Origin of the sequence: Desulfitobacterium metallireducens DSM 15288 (assembly GCF_000231405.2) — a bacterium.
In the GTDB taxonomy this organism is placed as follows: Bacteria; Bacillota; Desulfitobacteriia; order Desulfitobacteriales; family Desulfitobacteriaceae; genus Desulfitobacterium_A; species Desulfitobacterium_A metallireducens.
Genome location: NZ_CP007032.1, coordinates 2,177,401 through 2,190,810, shown reverse-complemented (window position 1 = coordinate 2,190,810; position 13,410 = coordinate 2,177,401). Strand labels below are relative to the sequence as shown.

The window sequence follows — 13,410 nt, the reverse complement described above, 5'->3', positions numbered from 1 at the left end:
GGACACTAGTCTCGAAGGGGGCATAAAGATGAGTGCGGGTCTGAAAGGAATTCGACTGGCCGTGATCGGAGGGGATGATCGGGAGCTATATTTAATCCCCGAACTAACTAAATTGGGGGCCTACATAGTCGGAGTTGGCTTTGAAAAAGCAGCACCGACCGAAGGGCTAAATCATGCTTCATCTCTAATTGAAGCGGTTAAACAAGCGGATGTTTTGATTTTCCCAATGTATGGAACTGATGATCGAGGCGTCGTCAAAGCAAAGTATTCAAATTCTCCGATTATCCTTAATAAGGAAGTACTGCAAGTTATTCCACCTCATGTTCCGCTTTTGATCGGTTGGGCTCGACCCGCTTTAAAATCTGCGGCTGACATGATGGGAATACGAATCATTGAGACTGCATTTCTTGATGAAATCGCAATCCTAAATTCGATACCTTCTGCCGAAGGCGCGATTTCAATGGCAATGGATTCATCTGTGATTACAATTCATGGAAGCCAAAGTTTTGTCTTAGGCTTGGGACGTAACGGATGGACTATTGCTCGAACCCTAAAGGGAATGGGGGCGCAGGTAACAGGGGTAGCCCGAAAAGCTGCAGATCTGGCTCGGGCAAATGAAATGGGAATAAAAGCGGTTCATTTCGCCGATCTGGAGGATGAGATTAGCCGAGCGGAATTTGTTTTTAATACGGTTCCTCAGCTCATCCTCGATAAGGTAATGTTAGAGCGCGTCTCTAAGGATGCAGTGATCATTGATATTGCCTCAATTCCAGGGGGAACGGATTTTGAATATGCGGAGTTACTGGGAATCAAAGCTCAGTTGGCGCCTGGTCTCCCGGGGATGGTTGCTCCAAAATCGGCTGGTAAGATTCTTGCTCAAATCTACCCGCAGCTTATTCTTCGCCACTTGACCACGATGATGAACACTTCGTTTAAGGCTTGAAGTGGAGGTGCGAAGGGATGAAGTTTAACGGGTTAAAAATTGGAATGGCGATCACAGGTTCTCATTGTACATTGAACGAAATTACAGGGGTCTTGCAACACTTAGTGGATGAAGGGGCAGATGTTACCCCAATCATTTCGTATGCTGTCGAAACTATGGATACTCGTTTTGGTAAAGCAGAAGATTGGAAAAGAAAGTTTTCCGAAATTACGAACAAAGAGCTGATCCACACGATTCCAGGTGCAGAACCGATTGGACCACAGAAAAAGTTTGATTGTTTGGTTATTGCGCCCTGTACTGGAAATACCATTGCAAAATTAGCCAATGGAATTATCGATACGCCAGTTCTAATGGCGGCAAAAGCACATCTGCGGAATTTGCGTCCGTTAGTTATTGCCATATCAACTAATGATGGTTTAGGACTAAATGCCCGTAATATTGGAACTTTACTTAATACAAAAAATGTATATTTAGTTCCATTTGGGCAGGATAGCCCGGTCAATAAAGCGAATTCTTTAGTAGCGCATATGAATATGGTTCCAGATACGATTCTCTTAGCGTGTGAAGGAAAACAAATTCAACCACTATTAGTCGATTATCATTAATATCTAAGGGTAGGGTTAATTTTATAGGTGCCATGCTTTTATAAGAGCACGGCACCCTTTTCACTAGATATGAACATAATACTTAAGGAGGGGCTTACATGCCAAATGTTGCTATTGTCGGAGCCACAGGAGCTGTTGGACAAGAATTCTTAAAAATCCTTGCAGAAAGAAATTTTCCAGTTGATGAATTACGTCTTCTGGCAACAAAACGTTCAGCCGGGAAAAAAATCAATTGGCAAGGTCGAGAAATTGAGGTGGAAGAGACCACTCATCAGAGCTTTAAAAATATCGATATCGCTTTATTCGCGGGTGGATCGTCAAGTACGGAGTTTGCTGAAGCGGCTGTAAATAGTGGTGCTGTCGTAATTGATAACAGTAGCGCATTTCGCCTTAATCCTGAGGTTCCTCTTGTTGTACCTGAAGTGAATCCAGAAGATGTAAAGTGGCATAAGGGAATTATCGCCAATCCGAATTGTTCAACCATTATTGCCAATGTGGCCTTGAAACCCATTTACGATCTGGCAGGCATTAAACGGATCGTTGTTTCTACTTATCAAGCCGTTTCAGGAGCTGGACGTGAAGGAATCGAAGAACTCGAAGCCCAAATTCATGCTATAGCTAATGGAGGAGAGATTGTAAGCCAAGCTTTTCCTTACCAAATTGCCTCTAACTTGATACCTAGGATTGATGTTTTTGGGGAAGGGGATTACACCAAAGAAGAATGGAAAATGGTTAAAGAAACCCGTAAGATTTTTCATGTGCCGGATATGGCGATTACTGCTACAACAGTACGTGTACCTGTGTTCCGGAGTCATTCTGAGTCCATTAATATTGAAACTGAACGCAAGGTAAGCGTAGCAGAAGTTAAAGCCGTTTTGAGTAAAGCTGCTGGAGTAAAAGTGATTGATGATCCAACTCAGGATAAGTATCCTATGCCTTTATATACCTCAGATACGGATGAAGTCTATATCGGTAGAATTCGAGAAGACTTTTCAATTGCAAATGGACTCAACATTTGGGTTGTAGGTGATCAGATTCGTAAAGGGGCAGCCACGAATGCCGTACAAATAGCGGAGTTACTACTCAAGAAATAGATCACTAAACAAGAATTAATAGGGGGAGTTCGGGCATGCGAGTCTTAGTTCAGAAATTTGGTGGGACTTCTTTAGCAACAGCCGAACGGCGCTCTCAAGTTTCATCAAAGGTTTCAGAAGCGGTAAGAGAAGGATTTTCTCCTGTTGTGGTTGTATCCGCAATTGGGAGAACAGGAGATCCTTATGCTACTGATACCTTTATCAATATGGTCAAAGGCATTTCTTCTGATTTACCACAGCGTGAACTAGATCTTTTAGTGAGTTGCGGAGAAGTTATATCTGGAGCGGTCATGGTGAGTACCCTTAAAAGTTTAGGATTTGATGCTGTACTTTTGACGGGTGGGCAGGCAGGAATTATTACAAATGACAGCTATGGAGATGCTCGAATTATTCGAGTTGAACCCCGAAAGATCGTTGAGTATTTAAAAGAGGGTAAAGTTGTCGTTGTCACAGGTTTTCAAGGAATCACTGAAGATGGGCAAGTCACGACTCTGGGGCGTGGTGGAAGTGATACTACAGCTGCGGCTTTAGGGGTCGCTTTAAATGCCGAGGCTATCGACATCTATACTGATGTTGAGGGAATTATGACGGCTGATCCACGCATTGTAGAAGATGCAAGGATTCTTGATATCATTACTTATAATGAAATATGCCAGTTAGCGCACCAGGGAGCGAAGGTAATTCATCCCCGAGCAGTCGAAATAGCTATGCAACGAAACATACCTTTAAGGATCAAATGTACGTTCTCTGATGCTCCGGGGACTCTTGTGACAAGCATTCAAGCCGATATGAGTGCAGGTACAGACATCACAGGAGATCGAACGATTACTGGAATAGCTCACACGCCAAGCGTCACTCAAATTTGTGTACCAACCCTGGCCTTAACGGATACCTTACAAGCAAATAAACAAATTTTTAGGGGAATGGCTTTAGCGGGTATTAGTGTGGACTTCATTAGTGTTCAGCCAGATGCGGTCCTCTACACAGTACGGGATGATGAGGCGAATAAAGCGGTTAAAATTCTTGAAAATATGGGCTTTAGTCCTTCAACTGTTCCGAGCTGTGCGAAAGTATCTATAGTCGGTGCAGGGATCCATGGAGTCCCAGGTGTAATGGCCGATATGGTTGAAGCTTTATCAGATGCAGGTGTTCGAATTCTACAGTCAGCAGATTCTCATACTACAATATGGGTTCTGGTCGATCAGGAAAATATGGTTAAAGCTGTCCAAGCCTTGCATAAGAAATACCAACTAGGGGCTTAAAATTAAGATAGGGAGTTGAGAAAAAATGAGTTTAGGTAGAATTTTGACAGCAATGGTTACCCCCATGAATGATAACTTGGAAGTGGATTATCAAGAAGCAGGGCGCTTAGCTAAATATTTGGCCGAACATGGTACAGATGGCATCGTTGTTGCCGGTACAACTGGAGAATCTCCAACCTTAAGCGTTGAAGAAAAATTGGGATTGTTCCGAGTGGTAAAGGAGGCTGTGGGTCGAGAGGTTATCGTTTATGCAGGTATCGGATCAAACTCAACTGCAAGTAGTGTTGATCTAGCTCGTAAAGCCGTCGCAACAGGTGTTGACGGTTTAATGGCAGTCGTTCCTTATTACAACAAACCTTCCCAAGAGGGATTGTATCAACATTTCAAGACAATCGCCGAAGCAACTGAACTTCCACTCATGCTCTATAATATTCCAGGAAGAACATCTATAAATTTACTTCCAGAAACAGTTCTCCGTTTGAGCAAGATTCCGAATATCGTGGCTCTAAAGGAAGCAGTTGGCTTGATGGATCAAGTAAGTGAACTTAAACGAATACTCCCCGAAGATTTCATGGTCTATAGTGGGGATGATTCGCTTACTTTGCCCATGCTGGCTCTTGGATGTAGTGGAATTATTAGTGTTGCCTCGCATGTTATTGGTGATGAGATGAAGAAAATGGTCGATGCCTGGTTTGAAGGAGATACTAATAATGCGTTACAATGGCATCTTAAACTTATGCCAGTCTTTAAGGGAATTTTCATCACAGCAAATCCGGTTCCCGTTAAATACTTAGTGAATACACTCGGACTAAAAGCAGGAAAGGTACGCTTACCCTTAGTGGATGCGACACCTGAAGAAGAAAAATTTTTGACAGAACTCCTTCAAAATGTCAAAGACAAGTAGATTTTCATAAAAAAAGTCGTTGCTAGTCATTGGCAACGACTTTTTTTATGAAATTTATGTGAACATTATATGGAAAATTATATATTTATTTGCTAAAATAAGAACAAGTAATTTAATTAAAGGTTGTATAGGCTGAAGGTTAATTTATAGCCGTAAAGATCAGAGCAGGGGAGGGAGCAAAAAGGGTATAAAAGTTTTTAATCGGGTGGTCAAAAGCAGTTAGGGAGGAAAAAGATGTGAAAAAAGTAAAACAGCTTGTCCTTGCTTTCGCTTTCACAGCATTAGCAGGTGTAGTTCTAGCAGGTTGTGGAGCTCAACAATCCACAGTGACTACGGAGCAACCTAAAGAGGTGGCTAACGTAGAGAAAGCTACTTATGTTGGAACAGAAACATGTAAAGTTTGTCATGCGGAACAAGCTTCGGCAGTAGCAAATACAGGTCATGGTCATGCTTTTATACCACTTTCCGACTTTCCAACTTCACAACCCCTTGGCGAAATCACAATCTATGACTCGAGTAATACAGAAAAAGCAGTTTCTACAAAACTTGATCTTTCCAAAGCTAAAGTCTATGGCGTAATGATGAATGAATACGTTGTTGCTGATGTTCCTAAAGATGCTGGCTTCAAAAATCCAACATATCGTGTAGCTAAATTAAAAAAAGATGGGGATAAATATAGTGTTGTTGCTGCCGGTGAAACAGATATGGATAAGGATGGAAAAAAAGATTGGACAGCTTCGAATTTTACCTGTGGCGCATGTCATGCGCCTGGGATTGAAACCAATCCAGAGGATGCAGGGATATCCTGTGAATCCTGTCATGGTGCGGGAAGTATCCATGTCTCGGCAGAAGATAAAAAAGGGACCATGAATGTATCTGATAAATCTTGTATTGCTTGCCATCAACTAGAGCCTGCGAAAGATGCTCAAGGTAATTACACCACACAAAATCATTATGGTACTCGTGACTATTTCGCCAGTGCTCATGCTGATGCTAATATGGGTTGTCTTACTTGCCATACTACTCATAATGCCAATACAAATGGGCAACTTCTGAAAAAGGATAATCCAGCTGAAATTTGTAATAGCTGCCATGCAGGGAAGAAATATGACCCAGCCCAACTCATGTGGAAGAATCCGACGGATGCTCATGGACACATTACGGCTGACCATAGTTTTGGAGCAATGAAGTTAGAAGATTTAGGGGATGATCCAGCAACTCCTGCAATTGAAATTAAAAATCAAAAATTTACTGACCTCATTAAACAAAACTTTCCTAATCAAAAATAAACAAAATCAAATAAAAATGAGCTAGCAACAAAAACAAGCAGTTAAATCTGCTTGTTTTTTATTATTACTGTACAGAATTCTGTTATCTTGCTAGTTTTGTTTAAAAGAGTTATAATTACAGTTAGATTAATTGTGCGGCTAGTTTCAAATTGATGCGTCGAAATACTGGCAAACACCAGGGGCGTTGTGTTTGTTTCAGTATTTCGTTATTTTGTTGTTGTCTATGATTGCGTCTTCTGAAACGTTACAACTCGAACGGGCACAATATCATAATTTAAAAGGAAAATAATGGCGGAGGTGCTAATAGATGCCAAAAGAACACAAGGTGCAGATTATACCCTTGGGTGGCTTGGGTGAGATCGGTAAAAATATGACGGTAATTCGCTATGATAATCAAATGGTCTTGATTGATGCGGGACTAGCATTCCCTGATGAAGAAATGTTAGGGATTGATGTTGTCATACCTGATTATTCTTACTTGATTGAGCATAAAGAGATGCTCCAGGGTATATTAGTGACGCATGGACATGAAGATCATATCGGAGCTTTACCCTATCTTCTCAAAGATTTAGATGTTCCGATTTTTGCAACACGGCTGACTTTAGGACTTATTCAGTCGAAGCTTAAAGAAAGCAATCTAAATCATGTCCAAGCTACTGTAGTCCAACCCCGTGATATGATTAAGTTAGGAGTGTTTCGGATAGAATTTATCCGGGTGAGCCACAGCATACCTGATGCGGTGGGGATAGCAATTCACACTCCACTGGGTACAATTGTTCATACCGGAGATTTTAAACTTGATCATACTCCAGTGTCTGGTGATATTTTGGATATTCATAAGTTTTCTGAGCTGGGTGATAAAGGGGTACTCTGCTTAATGTCCGACAGTACTAATGTCGAACGCACTGGAATTACGATGTCGGAACGGAACGTTGGACATACTTTTGAAGAAGCATTCAAAGATGCTAATGAGCGTATTATCATCGCTAGCTTTGCATCAAATGTACATCGGATTCAGCAAGCTATTACAGCAGCCTACAAAACCAATCGCAAAGTTGCTGTTGTTGGACGGAGTATGGTTAATGTCGTAGCAATTGCCTCAGAGTTGGGATACCTTGATATTCCTGAAGGAACTTTAATAGATGTCGATGAGATCGTAAATCTGCCGGGTAACCAAGCATGTATATTGACGACAGGAAGTCAGGGAGAACCAATGGCAGCTTTATCACGGATGGCCATGAGTGACCACCGTAGTGTCTCAATTCAACCCGGAGATACTGTAATTATTTCGGCCAGTCCCATTCCTGGAAATGAAAAATCTGTAGCTCGAACTGTTGATCGTTTATTTAAGCTGGGTGCAAATGTGATTTATGGTTCAATTAATGGAGTTCATGTGTCGGGGCATGCTAGTCAAGAAGATCTTAAGTTGATGTTGAACATGGTTCGTCCGCAATATTTCATTCCTGTCCACGGGGAATACCGGATGTTGGTTAAGCATATGCAGCTTGCGGAGCAGCTAGGAATGGAAAGAGATAATATCTTTTTAGCCGAGAATGGGAGTATTATCGAGTTTACACGGCATGGCGCAAGTATGACAGGAAAAGTTACGGCAGGGAAAGTTCTAATTGATGGTTTAGGTGTCGGAGATGTCGGAAATATAGTCCTTAGGGATCGTAAACAACTTTCCCAAGATGGAATTCTTATTGTTGTCATGACGATTAGCCGTTCTACGAGAGCCATTGTAGCCGGACCAGATATCGTAACTCGAGGGTTCGTTTATGTTCGTGAATCAGAAACTATGCTTGATGAGGCCAAAGAAAAAGTTCGTCAGACGATGGCTCGTTTGAAGGACAATCACGTGACCGAATGGGCTGTATTAAAAGGACAGGTAAGGGATGCGCTGAGTAAACACTTTTACGAAAAAACCCGTCGTCGTCCCATGATTTTACCTATTATTCAAGAAGTGGAATAGATAAAATAAGAGGGGGTTGCCCCTCTTATTTTTATGGACAGGTATATTTCAACGGTATACTTAAGATAATAATTAGCGGTGAATCCCATGTTATAATAGTATTAATAACGTCATCAAAGGGTGTAATATGGGAGAATAAAATTAACAGTTGACTTTAGAGTATCTATGAGTTAGAATAACAAATGTTGTCGCGAAGTTTAGAAATGAACGAGTGATAAAAGGATTGACTAAAATGAATCAATCTGATACAATTAGATTTACCACATAGTAGTGAGAAAATGCGGTCTTTGAAAACTAAACAACAAGGAACAGCCAAGTGACTCGTTAAAGAGTTTGAGATGAATTTGAGCAATCAAATTTTCTTCATAAATTTTATGGAGAGTTTGATCCTGGCTCAGGACGAACGCTGGCGGCGTGCCTAACACATGCAAGTCGAACGGAGAACTCAATAAGCTTGCTTAGCGAGTTTTTAGTGGCGGACGGGTGAGTAACGCGTGGGTAACCTACCCATTAAATCGGGACAACCCTTGGAAACGAGGGCTAATACCGGATACGTTTAACTGATGGCATCATCGGTTAAAGAAAGATGGCCTCTGAACATGCTATCGATAATGGATGGACCCGCGTCTGATTAGCTAGTTGGTGGGGTAAAGGCCTACCAAGGCGACGATCAGTAGCCGGCCTGAGAGGGTGAACGGCCACACTGGGACTGAGACACGGCCCAGACTCCTACGGGAGGCAGCAGTGGGGAATCTTCCGCAATGGACGAAAGTCTGACGGAGCAACGCCGCGTGTATGATGAAGGCCTTCGGGTTGTAAAGTACTGTTTTCAGGGACGAACGGTAGATATGCAAATAGTGTATTTACATGACGGTACCTGAGGAGGAAGCCCCGGCTAACTACGTGCCAGCAGCCGCGGTAATACGTAGGGGGCAAGCGTTGTCCGGAATCATTGGGCGTAAAGGGCGCGTAGGCGGATAATTAAGTCTGGTGTGAAAACTTGGGGCTCAACCCCAAGCCTGCATCGGAAACTGGTTATCTTGAGGACAGGAGAGGAAAGTGGAATTCCACGTGTAGCGGTGAAATGCGTAGAGATGTGGAGGAACACCAGTGGCGAAGGCGACTTTCTGGACTGTAACTGACGCTGAGGCGCGAAAGCGTGGGGAGCAAACAGGATTAGATACCCTGGTAGTCCACGCCGTAAACGATGAGTGCTAGGTGTAGAGGGTATCGACCCCTTCTGTGCCGCAGTTAACACAATAAGCACTCCGCCTGGGGAGTACGGCCGCAAGGTTGAAACTCAAAGGAATTGACGGGGGCCCGCACAAGCGGTGGAGCATGTGGTTTAATTCGACGCAACGCGAAGAACCTTACCAAGGCTTGACATCCTACGAATTCTTAGGAAACTAAGGAGTGCCCTTCGGGGAACGTAGAGACAGGTGGTGCATGGTTGTCGTCAGCTCGTGTCGTGAGATGTTGGGTTAAGTCCCGCAACGAGCGCAACCCCTATGTTTAGTTGCTAACGAGTAAGGTCGAGCACTCTAGACAGACTGCCGGTGATAAACCGGAGGAAGGTGGGGATGACGTCAAATCATCATGCCCCTTATGTCTTGGGCTACACACGTGCTACAATGGCCGGTACAGACGGAAGCGAAGCCGCGAGGTGGAGCAAATCCGAGAAAGCCGGTCTCAGTTCGGATTGTTCTCTGCAACTCGAGAACATGAAGTTGGAATCGCTAGTAATCGCAGGTCAGCATACTGCGGTGAATACGTTCCCGGGCCTTGTACACACCGCCCGTCACACCACGAAAGTCTGCAACACCCGAAGCCGGTGAGGTAACCCGAAAGGGAGCTAGCCGTCGAAGGTGGGGCCGATGATTGGGGTGAAGTCGTAACAAGGTAGCCGTATCGGAAGGTGCGGCTGGATCACCTCCTTTCTAAGGAGACATGTTAGCTTAAGATTTTAAGTTAACTAATCCTATGGTCGATCCTCAATCGAGGAAGAATCTCTTTGGAGAAACGGAATCGATTGAAGGGTAGAGTCGAAAGACTCAAAAGCCGAAAAGGCAAAAGCGCAGAGCAATCTGCGAGGCTGTAAAGAAGCGTAAGCTTTCCTTTGTTGTTTAGTTTTGAGAGACCAGAAATGGCTTCTCTAAATTTTTTGTCCAATCCAGAGAATAAACCCTCAGAATTGGCCCAAAAAATGGTGTTCTTTGAAAACTGCACAGAGAAAATAGTTTTTCAAAAGTCAAAGGATTCATATAAAAACCTGAAGTGGCGAAAAGATTTAGGTCAAGCTACTAAGGGCGTACGGTGGATGCCTAGGCGCTAAGAGTCGAAGAAGGGCGCGGTTAACAGCGAAATGCCACGGGGAGCAGTAAGCATGCATTGATCCGTGGATACCCGAATGGGGCAACCCCATTGGAGTTATATCCAATGATCTTTAACTGAATAGATAGGTTAAAGAGGACAACCCGGGGAACTGAAACATCTAAGTACCCGGAGGAAGAGAAAGAATAATCGATTCCCTGAGTAGCGGCGAGCGAAACGGGAAGAGCCCAAACCAAGCTCTTCGGAGCTTGGGGTTGTAGGACCCTCTATTAAGCATTAATTCTTAGCTGAAGAAATCTGGAAAGATTCAGCAAAGAAGGTAACACTCCTGTAAGCGAAAAGAAGAAATGCTGTGAGGGTATCCTGAGTACCGCGGGACACGAGAAACCCCGTGGGAAACCGGGAGGACCACCTCCCAAGGCTAAATACTCCTTAGCGACCGATAGTGAACCAGTACCGTGAGGGAAAGGTGAAAAGCACCCCGGGAGGGGAGTGAAAAAGAACCTGAAACCGTACGCTTACAAGCAGTCAAAGCACCCTTGAGGTGTGATGGCGTGCCTTTTGTAGAATGAACCGGCGAGTTACGGTATGTAGCGAGGTTAAAGCGAGAAGCTGGAGCCGAAGCGAAAGCGAGTCTGAAAAGGGCGACAAGTTACATGCTGTAGACCCGAAACCGTGTGATCTACCCATGGTCAGGGTGAAGGTGGGGTAAAACCTACTGGAGGCCCGAACTCACTGTCGTTGAAAAGGCAAGGGATGAACTGTGGGTAGGGGTGAAATGCCAATCGAACACGGAGATAGCTGGTTCTCCCCGAAATAGCTTTAGGGCTAGCCTCAATTGATGATTCTTGGCGGTAAAGCACTGAATAGGCTAGGGGCCTTACCGGGTTACCGAACCTTATCAAACTCTGAATGCCAAGAATTTAGATTGGGAGTCAGACTGTGGGGGATAAGCTTCATAGTCAAAAGGGAAACAGCCCAGACCATCAGCTAAGGTCCCAAAGTATACGCTAAGTGGAAAAGGATGTGGAATTGCACAGACAACCAGGATGTTGGCTCAGAAGCAGCCACCATTTAAAGAGTGCGTAATAGCTCACTGGTCGAGTGGTTCTGCGCCGAAAATGTAACGGGGCTCAAGCGTATCACCGAAGCTATGGCTTTACAGTTTACTGTAAGGGGTAGGGGAGCGTTCCAAGGTCAGCGAAGTTCAACTGGAAGGTTGGGTGGAGAGCTTGGAAGTGAGAATGCCGGTATGAGTATGCGAAAAGGTGAGTGAGAATCTCACCCGCCGAAAATCTAAGGTTTCCTGGGGAAGGCTCGTCCGCCCAGGGTCAGTCGGGACCTAAGCCGAGGCCGAAAGGCGTAGGTGATGGACAACTGGTGGATATTCCAGTACCTCTCTTAAACGTTATTAGCGATGGGGTGACACAGAAGGATAGGTTAAGCGTGCCGTTGGTTGAGCACGCCCAAGCCCGTAGGGTGTGAGGCAGGTAAATCCGTCTTACGCGTTGCCTGAAAGGTAATGGGGAGCGAAAATAAGTAGCGAAGTAACCGACTCCAAGCTGTCAAGAAAAGCCTCTAGTGAGTGAGAGAGAGCCCGTACCGCAAACCGACACAGGTAGATAAGGAGAGAATCCTAAGGCGCGCGAGAAAACCCTCGTTAAGGAACTCGGCAAAATAGCCCCGTAACTTCGGGAGAAGGGGCGCTCTTCGCAAGAAGAGCCGCAGAGAAATGGTCCAGGCGACTGTTTAACAAAAACACAGGTTCCTGCCAATCTGAAAAGAGAAGTATAGGAGCTGACGCCTGCCCGGTGCTGGAAGGTTAAGAGGAGAGGTTAGCCGCAAGGCGAAGCTTTGAATTGAAGCCCCAGTAAACGGCGGCCGTAACTATAACGGTCCTAAGGTAGCGAAATTCCTTGTCAGGTAAGTTCTGACCCGCACGAAAGGCGTAACGATCTGGACACTGTCTCAACGAGGGACTCGGCGAAATTGTAATACCCGTGAAGATGCGGGTTACCTGCGACAGGACAGAAAGACCCCATGGAGCTTTACTGTAGCTTGACATTGGATTTTGGTATAAAATGTACAGGATAGGTGGGAGACTAAGAAGCTAGGGCGCCAGCCTTGGTGGAGTCGCCGGTGGGATACCACTCTTTTTGTACTGAAATTCTAACTTAGACCCCTGAATCGGGGTTGAGGACCGTGTCAGGTGGGCAGTTTGACTGGGGCGGTCGCCTCCTAAAGAGTAACGGAGGCGCCCAAAGGTTCCCTCAGCGCGGATGGAAATCGCGCGAAGAGTGTAAAGGCAAAAGGGAGCTTGACTGCGAGACCAACAAGTCGAGCAGGGACGAAAGTCGGGCTTAGTGATCCGGTGGTACCGAGTGGAAGGGCCATCGCTCAACGGATAAAAGCTACCCTGGGGATAACAGGCTTATCTCCCCCAAGAGTCCATATCGACGGGGAGGTTTGGCACCTCGATGTCGGCTCATCGCATCCTGGGGCTGTAGTAGGTCCCAAGGGTTGGGCTGTTCGCCCATTAAAGCGGTACGTGAGCTGGGTTCAGAACGTCGTGAGACAGTTCGGTCCCTATCCGTCGCAGGCGCAGGAAATTTGAGGGGAGCTGACCCTAGTACGAGAGGACCGGGTTGGACGGATCACTGGTGTACCAGTTGTCTCGCCAGAGGCATAGCTGGGTAGCTATATCCGGATCGGATAAGCGCTGAAAGCATCTAAGCGCGAAACCGACCTCAAGATGAGATTTCCCACAGCACAAGCTGGTAAGACCCCTGAAAGATGATCAGGTAGATAGGCCCAATGTGGAAGCGCGGTGACGTGTGGAGCTGACGGGTACTAATCGGTCGAGGGCTTGACCTAATGACGACACTAAAGGTAAACTTCACTTGGGCTCAAACTGGAGTGAAGAGAAACTGATGACTTGAAGAAAACGAAAAGATCTGTGTAGTTTTGAAGGAACAGAAAGCTCTGAAAAGAGCCCTGAAAACTTCAAACG

Annotated in this window: 7 protein-coding genes and 2 rRNA genes; all 9 read left to right on the top strand. The window is 45.0% G+C overall.

Annotation, left to right across the window (positions count from 1 at the left end; translation table 11 throughout):
• Window positions 1–28 precede the first annotated feature (28 nt).
• A complete protein-coding gene (gene dpsA, locus DESME_RS10710) occupies window positions 29–943 on the top strand; it encodes a dipicolinate synthase subunit DpsA (protein ID WP_006718871.1) in 915 nt (304 codons plus the stop codon).
• Between the two features lie 17 nt (window positions 944–960).
• Window positions 961–1,548: a dipicolinate synthase subunit B gene (locus tag DESME_RS10705; RefSeq protein WP_006718870.1), complete on the top strand. Its 588-nt coding sequence runs from the start codon at window positions 961–963 to the stop codon at window positions 1,546–1,548.
• 98 nt (window positions 1,549–1,646) lie between these two features.
• Window positions 1,647–2,642, top strand: a complete 996-nt coding sequence (locus DESME_RS10700; protein ID WP_006718868.1) for an aspartate-semialdehyde dehydrogenase — start codon at window positions 1,647–1,649, stop codon at window positions 2,640–2,642.
• Between the two features lie 35 nt (window positions 2,643–2,677).
• Window positions 2,678–3,904, top strand: a complete 1,227-nt coding sequence (dapG, locus tag DESME_RS10695; RefSeq protein ID WP_006718866.1) for an aspartate kinase — start codon at window positions 2,678–2,680, stop codon at window positions 3,902–3,904.
• 25 nt (window positions 3,905–3,929) lie between these two features.
• Window positions 3,930–4,808, top strand: a complete 879-nt coding sequence (dapA, locus tag DESME_RS10690) for a 4-hydroxy-tetrahydrodipicolinate synthase (protein ID WP_006718864.1) — start codon at window positions 3,930–3,932, stop codon at window positions 4,806–4,808.
• A gap of 236 nt (window positions 4,809–5,044) precedes the next feature.
• On the top strand, window positions 5,045–6,097 hold the full coding sequence (locus DESME_RS10685) for a cytochrome c3 family protein (protein ID WP_006718862.1): 1,053 nt from the start codon (window positions 5,045–5,047) through the stop codon (window positions 6,095–6,097).
• Between the two features lie 307 nt (window positions 6,098–6,404).
• Window positions 6,405–8,069, top strand: coding sequence for a ribonuclease J (locus DESME_RS10680; protein WP_006718860.1), 1,665 nt, complete (start codon window positions 6,405–6,407; stop codon window positions 8,067–8,069).
• 371 nt (window positions 8,070–8,440) lie between these two features.
• Window positions 8,441–10,006: ribosomal RNA gene (locus DESME_RS10675) — 16S ribosomal RNA — on the top strand.
• Between the two features lie 353 nt (window positions 10,007–10,359).
• Window positions 10,360–13,274, top strand: a 23S ribosomal RNA gene (locus tag DESME_RS10670).
• Together the 16S and 23S rRNA genes form the textbook arrangement of a ribosomal RNA operon.
• Window positions 13,275–13,410 lie beyond the last annotated feature (136 nt).